This is a genomic window from Streptomyces gobitricini, assembly GCF_039532985.1.
Classification (GTDB): Bacteria; Actinomycetota; Actinomycetes; order Streptomycetales; family Streptomycetaceae; genus Streptomyces; species Streptomyces gobitricini.
This window is the reverse complement of sequence record NZ_BAAASR010000021.1, coordinates 26092-41224: the sequence shown is the minus strand read 5'-3', so window position 1 is coordinate 41224 and position 15133 is coordinate 26092. Positions and strand designations below refer to the sequence as shown.

General features: G+C 74.2%; 16 protein-coding genes. 13 read left to right on the top strand and 3 right to left on the bottom strand.

Translation table 11 applies throughout. The features are described from left to right. Positions 1–54: 54 nt before the first annotated feature. On the bottom strand, positions 55–1002 hold the full coding sequence (locus ABD347_RS19510; protein WP_344363038.1) for a DUF389 domain-containing protein: 948 nt from the start codon (positions 1000–1002) through the stop codon (positions 55–57). 31 nt (positions 1003–1033) lie between these two features. After that, positions 1034–2026, bottom strand: coding sequence for a type I pantothenate kinase (coaA, locus tag ABD347_RS19505; protein WP_344363035.1), 993 nt, complete (start codon positions 2024–2026; stop codon positions 1034–1036). Between the two features lie 158 nt (positions 2027–2184). On the opposite strand from coaA, the gene ABD347_RS19500 reads away from it, so the two are divergent. The 9 genes from ABD347_RS19500 (at position 2185) to ABD347_RS19460 (ending at position 11324) form a co-directional block, all read left to right on the top strand. Next, a complete protein-coding gene (locus ABD347_RS19500; protein WP_344363033.1) occupies positions 2185–3183 on the top strand; it encodes an ATP-binding cassette domain-containing protein in 999 nt (332 codons plus the stop codon). After that, a complete protein-coding gene (locus ABD347_RS19495) occupies positions 3180–3989 on the top strand; it encodes an ABC transporter permease (RefSeq protein WP_344363032.1) in 810 nt (269 codons plus the stop codon). Before ABD347_RS19500 ends, ABD347_RS19495 begins: the two co-directional genes overlap by 4 nt. Before the next feature lie 137 nt (positions 3990–4126). Beyond that, the gene (gene glmS, locus ABD347_RS19490) at positions 4127–5974 is read left to right on the top strand and encodes a glutamine--fructose-6-phosphate transaminase (isomerizing) (protein ID WP_344363029.1); all 1848 of its coding nucleotides are present in this window, start codon (positions 4127–4129) and stop codon (positions 5972–5974) included. Beyond that, positions 5971–6339 carry a holo-ACP synthase gene (locus ABD347_RS19485; RefSeq protein WP_344363027.1) on the top strand — a complete coding sequence of 123 codons (369 nt, stop codon included), beginning with the start codon at positions 5971–5973 and terminating at the stop codon, positions 6337–6339. Before glmS ends, ABD347_RS19485 begins: the two co-directional genes overlap by 4 nt. Positions 6340–6342: 3 nt before the next feature. Beyond that, a complete protein-coding gene (locus ABD347_RS19480) occupies positions 6343–7758 on the top strand; it encodes an NAD(P)H-hydrate dehydratase (protein ID WP_344363024.1) in 1416 nt (471 codons plus the stop codon). Positions 7759–8102: 344 nt separating this feature from the next. Further along, positions 8103–9248, top strand: coding sequence for an alanine racemase (alr, locus tag ABD347_RS19475; RefSeq protein WP_344363021.1), 1146 nt, complete (start codon positions 8103–8105; stop codon positions 9246–9248). A 23-nt stretch (positions 9249–9271) separates the two neighbouring features. Next, complete coding sequence (locus ABD347_RS19470; protein WP_344363018.1) at positions 9272–10495, top strand: alpha/beta fold hydrolase; 1224 nt, start codon at positions 9272–9274, stop codon at positions 10493–10495. After that, on the top strand, positions 10467–10982 hold the full coding sequence (gene tsaE / locus ABD347_RS19465) for a tRNA (adenosine(37)-N6)-threonylcarbamoyltransferase complex ATPase subunit type 1 TsaE (protein WP_344363016.1): 516 nt from the start codon (positions 10467–10469) through the stop codon (positions 10980–10982). Before ABD347_RS19470 ends, tsaE begins: the two co-directional genes overlap by 29 nt. A 141-nt stretch (positions 10983–11123) precedes the next feature. After that, positions 11124–11324, top strand: a complete 201-nt coding sequence (locus tag ABD347_RS19460; RefSeq protein WP_344363014.1) for a hypothetical protein — start codon at positions 11124–11126, stop codon at positions 11322–11324. A gap of 426 nt (positions 11325–11750) precedes the next feature. Here the strand turns inward: ABD347_RS19460 and ABD347_RS19455 are convergent, their stop codons facing one another. Further along, positions 11751–12293 (bottom strand): L,D-transpeptidase, encoded by a 543-nt coding sequence (locus ABD347_RS19455; protein ID WP_425575715.1) that lies wholly within the window; start codon positions 12291–12293, stop codon positions 11751–11753. A gap of 129 nt (positions 12294–12422) precedes the next feature. Between ABD347_RS19455 and tsaB the strand changes: the two genes are divergently transcribed. From tsaB to ABD347_RS19435, 4 genes are all read left to right on the top strand, one after another. Further along, the gene (tsaB, locus tag ABD347_RS19450; RefSeq protein ID WP_344363008.1) at positions 12423–13079 is read left to right on the top strand and encodes a tRNA (adenosine(37)-N6)-threonylcarbamoyltransferase complex dimerization subunit type 1 TsaB; all 657 of its coding nucleotides are present in this window, start codon (positions 12423–12425) and stop codon (positions 13077–13079) included. Between the two features lie 71 nt (positions 13080–13150). Then, complete coding sequence (gene rimI, locus ABD347_RS19445) at positions 13151–13708, top strand: ribosomal protein S18-alanine N-acetyltransferase (RefSeq protein WP_344363419.1); 558 nt, start codon at positions 13151–13153, stop codon at positions 13706–13708. Further along, complete coding sequence (tsaD, locus tag ABD347_RS19440; RefSeq protein ID WP_344363005.1) at positions 13701–14819, top strand: tRNA (adenosine(37)-N6)-threonylcarbamoyltransferase complex transferase subunit TsaD; 1119 nt, start codon at positions 13701–13703, stop codon at positions 14817–14819. Before rimI ends, tsaD begins: the two co-directional genes overlap by 8 nt. Then, complete coding sequence (locus ABD347_RS19435; RefSeq protein WP_344363003.1) at positions 14816–15070, top strand: hypothetical protein; 255 nt, start codon at positions 14816–14818, stop codon at positions 15068–15070. The genes tsaD and ABD347_RS19435 overlap by 4 nt, the downstream gene beginning before the upstream one ends. Positions 15071–15133 lie beyond the last annotated feature (63 nt).

Here is a 15133-nt window from a genome sequence, read left to right as displayed (position 1 = left end):
TTCGCCGTCGCGGCGGCGGTAGCCGTACCGGCCCTCGGCCGTGGCGTCCGGGCGTCAGGAGGCCGGGCGCGCCGCTGTGCGGCGGTGCTTCCGGGCCCAGAAGCACTTCTGCGCCAGCAGCGTCAGGGTGCCGGCGACCACGATCGCCAGCAGGTTCAGCAGGAGCTGTTCGATGGAGCCCCTGGTCTGGCCGAGGTCGCCGTACCCGAGTGCGACGGCCGCGTTGGCCGCCGCCGGCACGGTGGTGACCGAGATGGCCACCCCGACCAGCGCCCCCGACTTCGCGGACGTGAGCGACAGGGTGCCGGCGGCGCCCGCGAGGAGGCCGACGACGAACGAGAACCAGTCCGGGGCGTAGACGAACCCGGTGTTGGGCCGCTCGCCGTGCAGCATGTCCGCGGTGAACAGGCCCGCCGCGTCCATGCCGAGGCTGAACAGCACCGTCAGCGCCATGGCCGCCGCGAAGCCCACGAGCAGGGCGACCAGCGGCCGTACGGCCAGGCGTGGCCGGCGCCGCACCAGCGCCGTGCAGATCCCGGCGAGCGGGCCGAACTCCGGGCCCACCGCCATGGCGCCCACGATCAGGATCGCGTTGTCGAGGACCACGCCACAGGCCGCGATCATGGTGGCGAGCGTCAGGAACGCCACATAGGTGACGCCGAGGGTGGACTCCTCGCGCGTGCCGTCCTGGAGCTGCTCCCACAGCACGGCGTCGGCGCCCTCGCCGGGTGCTGCCTCCTCGGCCCTCTCGGCCCGCTCGGAGAGTGACAGGCCGATGTCCTGGAGGGCGATCGAGCCCGACCTGTCCAGCCCCAGGGCGCACAGCTCGGAGATCAGGCCGTCGCCCGCCTCGCGCGCCACGTCGCACAGGACGAGGTCGCCGGCCGGGTCGCGGGCGGCGCCGGGGATGACCGCGAGGTGGGCGGTGCCGACCGTCTTCTCGATGGTGCCGACCACGTCGTCGGTGCGGTCGGCCGGGACGATCAGGCGCAGGTGCAGCACGGCCGTGGCCCCTTCGAGATGTCCGGAGTCGTCAGAGCTTGCGGAGGGACAACCGCTGGACCTTGTGGTCCGGACCCTTGCGCACGACGAGGGTTGCACGCCCGCGCGTCGGCGCCACGTTCTCCAGCAGATTCACCTTGTTGATGGTCCGCCACATGGTACGGGCGTAGTCGAGCGCCTCCTCCTCGCTGACCTGCGTGTACTTCTGGAAGTACGAGGAGGGGTTCTGGAACGCGGTGGCCCGCAGCTTGCGGAAACGATTCAGGTACCAGGCCTCGATGTCCTCGGGGCGCGCGTCGACGTACACCGAGAAGTCGAAGTAGTCGGCGAGTCCGACGCGGGTGCGGCCGTCCTTGCCGGGCAGCGCGGGCTGCAGGACGTTGAGGCCCTCGACGATCAGGATGTCCGGCCGCCGGACCGTGAGGCGCTGGCCGGGGACGATGTCGTAGATCAGGTGGGAGTAGACGGGGGCGGTGACCTCGTCCTTGCCCGCCTTGATGTCGGCGACGAACCGGGTCAGGGCGCGCCGGTCGTACGACTCGGGAAAGCCTTTCCTGGACATCAGGCCGCGCGCCTGGAGCTCCTTCATGGGCAGCAGGAACCCGTCGGTGGTCACCAGCTCCACGCGCGGGTGCTCGGGCCAGCGGGCGAGCATCGCCTGGAGGAGCCGGGCGACGGTGGACTTGCCGACGGCGACGGAACCGGCGACCCCTATGACGAACGGGGTGCCGCGCTGGGCGCTCTTCTGGCCGACGTCGCCGAGGAACGTGTTCAGCGCACCGCGCAGATTGGCGGTGGCGCCGACGTACAGGTTGAGGAGGCGGGAGAGCGGCAGGTAGATGTCCCGGACCTCGTCGAGGTCGATGACGTCGCCGAGGCCGCGGAGCCGCTCGACCTCCTCGGCGGTGAGGGGCAGCGGCGTCTTGTCGCGCAGCGCGCTCCACTCGTCGCGGGTGAGGTCGACGTACGGAGTGGCCTCCGCACGGCGGTGGGCGGCGGAGCTTCGTGGCGGCGAAGTGATCACACGGCCATTGTGGTGCTTGCGGCGGTGTTGTGGGCCGTGTGCTCGGTCACCCCGGAGGGCCCGGCCGGAATGTCAGTGGCGTGCGTCACAGTTGTGAGGGAGGTGGGCGCCGACCCCGGCGTCCGCGTGGTACGACCCGAGCCGAGGGGACCGGTCCCATGACGTATGCGATTCAGGCGGAAGGCCTGGTCAAGCGGTTCAAGGAGACCCAGGCGCTGGCCGGTGTGGACCTGGCCGCCCGCACCGGGACGGTGCTGGGACTGCTGGGGCCGAACGGGGCGGGGAAGACCACGGCCGTCCGGATCTTCGCCACGCTGCTGACGCCCGACGCGGGCCGGGCCCGGGTCGCCGGGCACGACGTGGTGCGGGAGGCCGGGGTCGTGCGCTCGCTCGTGGGCCTCACCGGTCAGTACGCGGCGGTCGACGAGAACCTGACGGGCACGGAGAACCTGCTGCTGATCGGGCGCCTGCTGGGGATACCGAGGCGGGAGGCGAGGGCCAGGGCGGCGGAGCTGCTGGACCGGTTCCGGCTGAGCGACGCGGCGGGGCGCGCGGTGAAGACGTACTCGGGCGGTATGCGGCGCAGGCTGGACCTGGCGGCGAGCCTGGTGGGGCGGCCGCGGATCCTGTTCCTCGACGAGCCGACCACGGGCCTGGACCCGCGCAGCCGCGGCGAGCTGTGGGACATGCTGCGCGGCCTGGTCGCCGAGGGGGTGACCGCCCTGCTGACCACGCAGTACCTGAACGAGGCGGACGTGCTCGCCGACGACATCGTGGTGATCGACAGGGGCCGCGTCATCGCCGAAGGCACTTCCGACGAGCTGAAGTCCCAGGTCGGCGGCCAGGTGCTCCAGGTGCGGCCGGTGCGGGCGGACGACCTGGCGGGCGCGCACGCCCTGGTCGCCGAGGCGGCCGGCCGGCAGACGCAGATCGAGGGCGACGTGATCACCGCCCCGGTGAGCGGCCCGGAGCTGATGCCCGCCGTCGTACGGCGGTTGGACGGGGCGGGCATCGCGGTGGGCGAGCTGACCCTGCGCCGCTCCTCGCTGGACGAGGTGTTCCTGGCGCTCACCGGGCACCGCGCGGAGCCGGGGGCCGGCGGCGGGGACGCGGAGCCCGACGACAGCGACATCGAGAAGGTGGTGAGTTCGGCATGACCGCCACGACGATCGGCGCCCGGCCGACCGTGAGCGGCCGGGTGCGGCCCGGCGCGGGCCTGCGGCAGACCGCCACGATGGCGTGGCGGAGCCTGGTGGCCGTCAAGCACAATCCGCTGGAGCTCGTCGACTACAGCATCACGCCGATCATGTTCGTGTTCCTGTTCACGTACGTGATGGGCGGGCAGATGGCCGGGTCGCCCGACGCGTACCTGAAGTACGCGCTGCCGGGGATCATCGTCCAGAACACCCTCTTCATGACCATCTACACGGCGATGGCCCTCAACACCGACCTGACGAAGGGGGTCTTCGACCGGCTCCGGAGCCTGCCGATAGCCCGGTCGGCGCCCCTGTTCGGCCGGATCGCCGCCGACCTGGTCAAGCACCTGTGGGCGATGCTGCTGATGATCGGCCTGGGTCTGGCGCTCGGCTTCCGCGTCACCGGTGGTCCGGGCGCGTTCCTGGCCGGCGCCCTGCTGATCGTGGTGTTCGCGGCGGCCGTGTCGTGGTGCGCGGTGCTCATCGGGATGCTGGCGGGTGACGCGGAGAAGGTGCAGGCGTTCGGCTTCACGCTGGTCTTCCCGGTCACCTTCACCAGCAGCGCGTTCGTCGTGGTCGACACGATGCCCGGCTGGCTCCAGGCCTGGGTGCGCGTCAACCCGGTGACGCACCTGTCGGACGCCTTCCGCGGCCTGCTGCTGGGCGGCGAGGTGGGCCGGCCGGTGCTGTGGTCGCTGCTCTGGGCGGCGGGCATAGCCGTCGTGTTCTATCCGCTGGCCATGCGGGCGTACCGGGCGAAGGCCTGACCCGCCGGGCGCCCGGCCGGCCCCGGCGGTCCGGTCGGTCCCGGCCTGTCCCGGCGGTCCCGGCCTGACCCGGTCGGCCCGGTCGGTCACGGTCCGCCTTGCGGGTGTGAGGGGGAGGCGGCTTTAGGCTGCTCGGCATGTGCGGAATCGTGGGTTACGTCGGCGGGCAGTCGGCGCTTGATGTGGTGATCGCGGGCCTGAAGCGGCTCGAGTACCGGGGCTATGACTCGGCCGGTGTCGCGGTGCTCTCCGACGGCTCGTTGGCCGCTGCGAAGAAGGCGGGCAAACTCGTCAACCTGGAGAAGGAGCTGCACGGCCGGCCGCTGCCGACCGGCAGCGCGGGTATCGGGCACACCCGGTGGGCGACACACGGCGGGCCGACCGACGCCAACGCCCACCCGCATCTCGACAACGCCGGGCGGGTCGCCGTCGTCCACAACGGCATCATCGAGAACTTCGCACCGCTGCGCTCCGAACTGACCGGGCGGGGGCACACCCTGGAGTCCGAGACGGACACCGAGGTGGTCTCCCACCTGCTGGCCGAGGAGTTCTCCTCGTGCGGCGACCTGGCGGAGGCGATGCGGCTGGTGTGCCGGCGGCTGGAGGGCGCCTTCACCCTCGTCGCCGTGCACGCCGACCAGCCGGACGTGGTCGTGGGCGCGCGGCGCAACTCGCCGCTGGTGGTGGGGGTCGGCCAGGGGGAGACGTTCCTCGCCTCCGACGTGGCCGCGTTCATCGCCCACACCCGCTCGGCGATCGAGCTCGGGCAGGACCAGGTGGTGGAGCTGCGCCGGGACGGGGTGACGGTGACCGACTTCGACGGGGCGCCCGCCGAGGTGCGCTCGTACCACGTCGACTGGGACGCCTCGGCGGCCGAGAAGGGGGGATACGACTACTTCATGCTCAAGGAGATCGCCGAGCAGCCGAAGGCGGTCGCCGACACCCTCCTCGGCCGGATCGACGCCGGTGGTTCGCTGCGGCTGGACGAGCTGCGGATCCCCGACGCGGTGCTGCGCGAGGCGCACAAGGTGGTGGTCGTGGCGTGCGGGACGGCGTTCCACGCCGGGCTGATCGCCAAGTACGCCATCGAGCACTGGACCCGCGTCCCGTGCGAGGTGGAACTGGCGAGCGAGTTCCGTTACCGGGACCCGATCCTGGACGAGCGGACCCTGGTGATCGCGATCTCGCAGTCGGGCGAGACCATGGACACCCTGATGGCGCTGCGGCACGCCCGCGCGCAGGGGGCGCGGGTGCTGGCGATCTGCAACACCAACGGCTCGACCATCCCGCGCGAGTCGGACGGCGTGCTGTACACGCACGCCGGGCCGGAGGTGGCGGTCGCGTCCACCAAGGCGTTCCTGACCCAGCTCGTGGCCGTGTACCTGCTGGCCCTGTACCTGGGGCAGGTGCGCGGGACGCAGTGGGGCGACGAGATCCGGGCGGTCGTCAGGGACCTGGCGCGGATCGCGGACGACGTCGAGCGGGTCCTGGAGACCATGGAGCCGGTGCGGGAGCTGGCGCGGTCGCTGGCGGACAAGGACACCGTGCTGTTCCTGGGGCGGCACGTGGGCTATCCGGTTGCCCTGGAGGGCGCGCTGAAGCTCAAGGAGCTCGCCTACATGCACGCGGAGGGGTTCGCCGCCGGTGAGCTCAAGCACGGGCCGATCGCGCTGATCGAGGAGGATCTGCCGGTCGTCGTCGTGGTCCCGTCACCGCGCGGACGGTCGGTCCTGCACGACAAGATCGTGTCGAACATCCAGGAGATCCGGGCCCGGGGTGCCCGCACGATCGTCATCGCGGAGGAGGGCGACGAGGCGGTGACGCCCTACGCGGACCATCTGATCCGCATCCCCGCGACGCCGGTGCTGCTCCAGCCGATGGTGTCGACGGTGCCGTTGCAGGTGTTCGCCTGCGAGCTGGCGACCGCCCGCGGCAATGAGGTGGACCAGCCGCGCAACCTGGCGAAGTCGGTCACCGTCGAATGATCATCGGGGTGGGGATCGACGTGGCGGAGATCGACCGGTTCGCGGCGGCGATGGAGCGGACGCCGCAGATGGCGCAGAGGCTGTTCCTGGAGCGGGAGCTGCTGCTGCCGAGCGGGGAGCGGCGCGGTATCGCCTCGCTCGCGGCGCGGTTCGCGGCGAAGGAGGCGATCGCCAAGGCCCTCGGCGCTCCGGCCGGGCTCCAGTGGACGGACGCCGAGGTGTACGTCGAGGACAGCGGGCAGCCCCGGCTGCGGGTGCGCGGCACGGTCGCGGCCCGCGCCGCCGAACTGGGCGTACGGCACTGGCACGTGTCGCTCAGTCATGACGCGGGGGTGGCGTCGGCGGTGGTGATCGCGGAGGGTTGACCCATGCGTACCGCTTACCGCGTGGAGACAGTACGGGCCGCCGAGGCCGAGTTGATGGCGAAACTGCCGGACGGCGCGCTGATGCGGCGCGCGGCGGCGGGGCTGGCCGCCGCGTGCGCCGGGATGCTCGGCGGTGCCTACGGCGCGCGGGTGGTGCTGCTCGTCGGCAGCGGCGACAACGGGGGCGACGCGCTGTACGCGGGCGCCCGGCTGGCGCGCCGGGGCGCGGGCGTGTCCGCCGTACTGCTGGGCTCGCGCGCCCACGAGGCCGGGCTGGCGGCGCTGCGGGGCGCGGGCGGGCGGGTGGCCGACGACCCGGTCGGGGCGGTGGAGCGCGCCGACCTCGTGGTGGACGGCATCACCGGGATCGGCGGGCGCGGCGGGTTGCGGCCGGACGCGGCGGAGGTGGTGCGGGCGGCGCGCGGCTCCGGTGCCGTGCTGGTGGCAGTCGACCTGCCGAGCGGCGTGGACGCCGACACGGGTGAGGTGGCCGGGGAGGCGGTGCGCGCGGACGCGACGGTGACGTTCGGGGCGTACAAGCCGGGGCTGCTGATCGACCCGGCCCGCGAGCACGCGGGGGCGCTGCGGCTGGTCGACATCGGGCTCGCCCTGCCGCCGGTGCCCGACGTCGAGGCGCTCCAGCACGAGGACGTCGCCCGGCTGCTGCCCGTCCCGGTCGGGGAGAGCGACAAGTACCGGCGGGGTGTCGTCGGGGTCGTCGCCGGTTCGGCGCGCTACCCCGGCGCGGCCGTGCTGGCGGTGTCGGGCGCGCTGCGGGGCGGCGCCGGAGCGGTGCGGTACGTGGGGCCGGCCGGCGACGCGGTGCTGGCCCGCCACCCGGAGACCCTGGTGCACGCCGGGCCGCCCGCCAAGGCGGGGCGCGTCCAGGCGTGGGTGATCGGCCCGGGCCTGGGCGACACGCCGGGGGCGGACGACGTCCTGGAGTCGGACGTCCCCGTCCTGGTGGACGCCGACGGGCTGCGGAACCTGGACCCGTCGGCGGTGCGCTCCCGCCCGGCGCCCACGGTGCTCACCCCGCACGCGGGTGAGGCGGCGGCGCTGCTGGGCACCGCCCGCGAGGACGTGGAGTCCCGGCGCCTGGAGGCGGTACGGGAGCTGGCCGGGCGGTACGGCGCGACGGTGCTGCTCAAGGGCTCGACGACGCTGGTGGCCTCCGCCGACGGGCCGGTACGCGTCAACCCGACCGGTACGCCCTGGCTGGCCACCGCCGGCAGCGGTGACGTCCTGTCGGGCCTGGCCGGCTCGCTGCTGGCGGCGGGCCTCGCGCCGCGCGACGCCGCGTCGGCCGGGGCGTACCTGCACGGCCTGGCGGCCCGCCGTGCCTCGCGCGGCGCCCCGGTCGCGGCGTACGACGTGGCGGAGGCGCTGCCGGCGGCGTGGCGGGACGTACGGGGCTGAGGCCCCCACCCGGCCCCGGCGGGCGTCGCCCACCCCGGCGGGCGTCGCTCACCCGGCCCCCGGGCCCGGCCCCGGGCTGGCTGCCGGGCTGGCCCGCGTCCGGCCCCCGGCCCCGCGTCCGGCCCCCGGGCCCGGGGGCCCGACTTCCCGCCTCGGCCTCCCGGACCGGGCTCCGGGCTCGGCCTCCCGCCCCGGCCCCCGACCCTGCCCCCCGCCCCCCCCCGCGCCCCCGGCCCGGGCCCCGGGCACGCGTCCACACCAGGGCCCCGGGCTCGGTACGGGTTCCCACGGGCGTGGGCGGGGACACGGGGGAGGCGGGGCGCGCACCTGAGAGACTGGGCGCGATGAGTGAGACAGCACAGACCCTTCGCGCCCGCGCCGAGATCGACCTCGGCGCGCTGCGCGCCAACGTGCGTGCCCTGCGCGGGCGCGTGGGGACGGACGTTCAGGTCATGGGCGTCGTGAAGGCCGACGCGTACGGGCACGGGGCCGTGCCGTGCGCGAGGGCGGCGCTGGAGGCCGGGGCGACCTGGCTCGGCACCGCCACACCGCACGAGGCGCTCGCGCTGCGGGCGGCCGGTATCGACGCACCCGTGCTGTGCTGGCTGTGGACGCCCGGCGGCCCCTGGGACGAGGCCATCCGGGCCGACCTGGACATGACCGTGAGCGGGCTGTGGGCCCTGCGGGAGGTCACCGCGGCGGCGCGCCGGACCGCGCAGCCGGCGCGCGTGCAGCTCAAGGCGGACACCGGGCTGGGGCGCAACGGCTGCCAGCCCGCCGACTGGTCCCGGCTCGTCGGCGAGGCCCTCGCCGCGCAGGCCGAGGGGCTCCTGAAGGTCACCGGCGTCTGGTCGCACTTCGCGTGCGCCGACGAGCCCGGACACCCCTCGATCGGCGCGCAGCTGGAGACGTTCCACGAGATGCTCGACGCGGCCGAGAAGGCGGGCGTCGATCCCGAGGTGCGGCACATGGCCAACTCCCCGGCCACGCTCACCCTCCCGGAGACGCACTTCGACCTCGTACGCCCGGGGATCGCCATGTACGGCGTCTCGCCGAGCCCCGAGGTCGGCGCGCCCGCGGACTTCGGACTGCGGCCCGTGATGAGGCTGGTGGGGAGCGTCGCCCTCGTCAAGGACGTACCGGCCGGGCACGGCGTCAGCTACGGCCACCACTACGTCACCGAGCAAGCCACCACCCTCGGCCTGGTACCCCTCGGGTACGCCGACGGCATCCCGCGCCACGCGTCCGGCCGCGGGCCGGTGCTCGTCGGCGGCAGGGTGCGGACGGTGGCCGGACGGGTCGCCATGGACCAGTTCGTCGTCGACCTCCAGGGGGACGCCGTCGATCCGGGTGCACAAGCGGTGCTGTTCGGGGCAGGCGATCACGGTGAACCGACCGCCGAGGACTGGGCGCGCGCCGCGGACACGATCGCGTACGAGATCGTGACGCGCATCGGTTCGCGGGTACCACGCGTCTATCTGAACGAGTAGCGGGAGCCTGGAGGAGCGCCGTAGTGAGTGAGACCAGTTCGGTGGAGGCGGCGGAAGCGCTGTCCGCCGCGGCCGGCAATTGGCGCCGCGCCGGGTTCGCCGGCGCCGCGATAGGAGTGGTCGCGGCGGGCGCGGCGGCCGGTGTCGCCATCGAGCGGCTCACGGTCGGGCGCGGCATGCGCCGCAAGGCGCGCCTCGCGCTGGACGCCGTCGGCCCGTACGGTGCGCTGCGCGGTACCCCCGGCCGGGCCGGCGCCGACGACGGCACCGAGCTGTACTACGAGGTCGACGAGGTGGAGGCGGACAGCAGCGCGCCGCCGCGCCGCCGCCGGCTCTTCGGACGCAGGTCGCCCGGCCCCGTCACCGTCGTGTTCAGCCACGGCTACTGCCTCAACCAGGACTCCTGGCACTTCCAGCGGGCCGCCCTGCGGGGCCTGGTCCGCACGGTCCACTGGGACCAGCGCAGCCACGGCCGTTCCGGGCGGGGCGCGGCGCAGCAGGGCCCGGACCGGGTGCCGGTCACCATCGACCAGCTCGGCCGCGACCTGAAGGCGGTCATCGACGCCGCCGCGCCCGAGGGGCCCCTGGTGCTGGTGGGGCACTCGATGGGCGGCATGACCGTGATGGCGCTGGCCGAGCAGTACCCGGAGCTGATCCGTGAGCGGGTCGTGGGCGTCGCGTTCGTCGGTACGTCGTGCGGCAGACTCGGTGAGGTCAACTACGGGCTGCCGGTCGCGGGCGTCAACGCCGTACGCCGGGTGCTGCCGAGTGTGCTGCGGGCGCTGGGCTCGCAGGCGGAACTGGTGGAGCGGGGGCGGCAGGCCACCGCCGACCTGTTCGCCGGGCTCATCAAGCGGTACTCGTTCTCGTCGAGGGAGGTCGACCCGGCGGTCGCCCGGTTCGCGGAGCGGATGATCGAGGGGACGCCCATCGACGTGGTCGCCGAGTTCTACCCGGCGTTCACCGAGCACGACAAGGCCGAGGCGCTGAACATCTTCGCCGAGGTCCCGGCGCTGGCGCTCGCCGGCGACCAGGACCTGGTGACGCCCAGCTCGCACACGGAGGCCATCGCCGACCTGCTCCCCGACGCCGAGCTGGTCATCGTGCCCGACGGCGGGCACCTGGTGATGCTGGAGCACCCCGAGGTGGTCACCGACCGGCTCGCGGACCTGCTGGTACGGGTCGGGGCGGTGTCGGCAGCGACTAACGTTGGCACGTATGGAAGCACCGCACAGCCCGGCCCCTGAGGGGGCCACGGCCACCGCCCGACTCACCCTCCACGCCCCCGAGCAGACGCAGGACCTGGGCCGTACGCTCGCCAAGCTGCTGCGCCCCGGCGACCTCGTGATGCTCACCGGCGAGCTCGGCGCCGGCAAGACGACCCTGACGCGCGGGCTCGGCGAGGGCCTGGGGGTACGCGGCGCGGTGACGTCCCCGACGTTCGTCATCGCACGCGTCCACCCGTCCCTGGTGGGCGGCCCCGCGCTCGTCCACGTCGACGCCTACCGCCTGGGCGGCGGGCTCGACGAGATGGAGGACCTCGACCTGGACGTCTCGCTGCCCGACTCGGTGGTGGTCGTGGAGTGGGGCGAGGGCAAGGTGGAGGACCTCAGCGAGGACCGGCTCCACGTCGTCATCCACCGGGTCGTCGGGTCCACGGACGACGAGCGGCGGGTCGTGACGCTGACCGGGTACGGGGCGCGCTGGGCCGGAGTGGACCTGGCGCTGGGGTAGCCGGGCGGCGTCCGGGCGCCGTACTTTCCGACAAGACGTCGGCATGATGTTGCGCCGTACCTCCGAGCCGTGGTCACATGGGTACCAGGACCCTGGTTAGGTCTACCTAACTGTGCCTGCCCCGCAGCCCGAGGAGGCCCCATGCCGACGTCGAAGCAGGATGTGTCGATGCGCGATCTGCTGGCGTCGTGCGCGGCGGCCAGCGCCGTCTCCACGCCGCCCAAGGCGACCGGTGCGGACGAGGACCCCGCGCCCGGCGCCGGTGTCCGCGACGTCCAGGACGGGAAAGCCGCCGGGGAGGCTGCCCCGGAGCCGGCTCCGGAAAGGCGCCGAGCGGCATAGACCTCGGTGCCGGCCGGCCGGCCGGCACCGGCTCCAGGCGCCCGTCGCCGGGCCGCCGGGTGCCGGGAGGCGGGCGCTGGACGCCGGGAGACGGGCGTCCGGTCACTTCCCGTCCCGTCGTGCGCCCTGTGCGCCGTGCCGGGCCTGCCCGCCCCGCGGACGGGCAGCGGTCACCGGGCGGCGGTCATCAGGCGGCCACCGGCCACCGGTCATCGGTCACCGGACGCGGTGAGCCCGGAGCCCCCGTGCGGCTCCCCCGTTCACCGGGCGCGGTGAGCCGGGAGTTCCGGCGTGCGCATATGGAGTCGCGTACCGGCGGCGTGGGGTCCGCGCCGAGCGACACGAGATGCGCCGTGCGCGCCGTGCCACGGGGCGCACGGGTGCGGCAGCGCGCCCGCCCGCGCTGGCGTGCGGGGCGGCGTCCGTTCAGGGGACGACGACGACCTTGGAGTTGACGGTCGCGAACGTCCACATGGCGTTGCCGTCGGCCCGCTTCATCCGGATGCCGCCCGTCCGCCGCGTCGGGTCCGGGGTGGCCATCGTGCCGTCGACGGCCGCGCTGAAGCCGATCGTCACGCCGTCGACGGTCGCGAACCGCACGACGTGCTCGATCCGGACGCCGTCGGAGCCGGCCACACTGCCCGACCGGGACGTCACGGCGTACGTCCCCGGAGCCGGGTCGACCGTGCTCGGCATCACCGCGAACGTACGCGTCACCGCGTCCTTCTCGCCCACCAGCCACACCCGCCGCTCGCTGAGCGAGTACACCACCCGCTCGCCCGAGCCCGACTGCTTCGGCGGCGCGAGCGCGCGGTCGGCCGGCTGGCTCGGAGCACCGCCCGGGACGGGGGCCGACGGCGAGGCGGCCGGGCCGGGAGACCCGGCCGACAGGTCGGCGGGGACATTGGCCGACGCCTGATAGGCGAGGAAGCCGACCGCGGCCAGAGCCGCCGCGGTGAGCCCGGCCACGAATCCCGAGCTGCTCCTTGCCACGTTGCTGCCCACCTCTCCCACGTACGTATGCGGTGTGACCGTAGCAGGATCATGCCCGCGACCCGGGGCTCCGTGCCCGCCGCCACGGAGCCGTAGGCTGTTTGCGTGCTCTTGCTCGCCATGGATACCGCCACACCCGCCGTCACCGTCGCCCTCCACGACGGGGACCATGTCGTCGCCACGTCGAGTCAGGTCGACGCGCGCCGCCACGGGGAACTGCTGCTGCCCGCCGTCCACCGGGTGCTCCGGGACGCCGGGCTGAAGCTCGACGCCGTGACCGGCATCGTCGTCGGCGTCGGACCCGGCCCGTACACCGGGCTGCGGGTGGGCCTCGTGACCGCCGCGACCTTCGCCTCGGCGCTGGGCGGCGTACCGGTGCACGGACTGTGCACGCTGGACGGGCTCGCGTACGCCTCCGGGATCGACGAGCCGTTCGTCGTGGCGACCGACGCCCGCCGCAAGGAGGTCTACTGGGCGCGGTACGACGACTGCCGCACCCGCGTGACCGAGCCCGCCGTCGACCGGCCCGCCGACATCGCCGAGCGGGTCGCCGGCCTCCCGGCGGTAGGGGCGGGCGCGCGGCTGTACGGCGAGGTGTTCCCGGACGCCCGGGACCCCGAGCACCAGTCGGCGGCCGCGCTCGCGGCGCTGGCGGCCGAGCGGCTGAAGGCGGGGGAGCCGTTCCTGGAGCCGCGCCCGCTGTACCTGCGGCGTCCCGACGCCCAAGTGCCGAAGAACTACAAGGTGGTCACCCCCAAGTGACCCCCCGCCCGTCGCCCGACCCGCGCCCCCCGACCACGCCCCCGCGCGGCGGGGCCGCCCGACTGCGTGAGATGCGCTGGTGGGACATCGCGCCGGTGCTGGAGCTGGAACGTGAGCTGTTCCCCGAGGACGCGTGGTCGGAGGGCATGTTCTGGTCCGAGCTGGCCCACGCGCGCGGCCCGCACGCCACCCGCCGGTACGTCGTGGCCGAGGACGGCGACCGGCTGGTGGGGTACGCCGGGCTCGCCGCGGCCGGCGGACTCGGCGACGTGCAGACGATCGCCGTCGCCCGTGACCAGTGGGGCACCGGACTCGGCGCCCGGCTGCTGACGGACCTGCTCCAGCACGCCACCGCCTTCGAGTGCGACGAGGTCCTGCTCGAGGTGCGCGTGGACAACACCCGTGCCCAGAAGCTGTACGAGCGTTTCGGCTTCGAACCGATCGGCTTCCGCCGCGGCTACTACCAGCCCGGCAACATCGACGCGCTCGTCATGCGCCTGCGCGTCCAGGACGCCCCCGAGGCACCCGGCGCCCTGGACGCACCCGACGCACCCGATGCGAACGGCGCACCCGACGCACCAGACGTACCCGACGCACCAGACGTACAAGGAACTGAGAGTCATGGCTGACGAACCCCTCGTCCTCGGCATCGAGACCTCCTGCGACGAGACCGGCGTCGGCATCGTCCGCGGTACGACCCTGCTCGCGGACGCCGTCGCGTCGAGCGTGGACACGCATGCCCGGTTCGGCGGCGTCGTTCCCGAGATCGCCTCCCGCGCGCACCTGGAGGCGATGGTCCCGACCATCGAGCGCGCCCTGCGGCAGGCCGGCGTCTCCGCCCGTGACCTCGACGGCGTCGCCGTCACCGCGGGACCCGGCCTGGCGGGCGCGCTCCTGGTGGGCGTGTCGGCGGCGAAGGCGTACGCGTTCGCCCTGGACAAGCCGCTGTACGGGGTGAACCACCTGGCCTCGCACATCTGCGTCGACCAGCTGGAGCACGGCCCGCTGCCCGAGCCGACGATGGCGCTGCTGGTCTCCGGCGGCCACTCGTCGCTGCTGCTCGCCCCGGACATCACGTCCGACGTCCGGCCGATGGGCTCGACGATCGACGACGCGGCGGGCGAGGCGTTCGACAAGATCGCCCGGGTGCTGGACCTGGGCTTCCCGGGCGGCCCGGTCATCGACCGGCTGGCCAAGGAGGGCGACCCGTCCGCCATCGCGTTCCCGCGCGGGCTGAGCGGGCCGCGGGACCCGGCGTACGACTTCTCCTTCTCGGGGCTGAAGACGGCCGTGGCCCGCTGGATCGAGGCCAAGCGCGCGGCGGGCGAGGAGGTGCCGGTACGGGACGTGGCGGCGTCCTTCCAGGAGGCGGTCGTCGACGTCCTGACCCGCAAGGCCGTGCGGGCGTGCAAGGACCAGGGCGTCGACCACCTGATGATCGGCGGCGGTGTGGCCGCCAACTCCCGGCTGCGGGCACTGGCCGAGGAGCGGTGCGAGCGCGCCGGTATCCGGCTGCGCGTCCCCCGGCCCGGCCTGTGCACCGACAACGGCGCGATGGTCGCGGCCCTCGGCGCCGAGATGGTGGCCCGCAACCGGCCGGCCTCCGACCTGGAGCTGTCGGCGGACTCGTCCCTGCCGGTGACGGACCCGCACGTCCCCGGAAACCACGCACACGACCACAGCCACAGCCACAGCCACGACCACGTCCACGAGATCAGCAAGGAGAACCTGTACTCGTGACGGTCACCCTCATGTGGGAGGCCCGCGCGGCGGAGGGCCGCGGCGCGGAGCTCCTGGAATGGGCGCGGGCGCGGGTGCTGCCCGCCGAACCCGTCCGCCGTGAGACGTTCACGGCGCCCGGCGGCCGGGTGCTGGTCCTCACCTGGTGGGACGCCCCCTACGACGCGGACCTGCCCGAGCTGCCGGAGCCCGCCCCGGAGCTGGTCACCCGCCCGGTGCACCGCTGGCGCTTCGAGTCCCACGGGACGTGAGCCCCCGGCGGAGCCCGGGCCCGGACCGGCCCGCGAGCGACCGTTCCCGGAACTTTTCCGCGC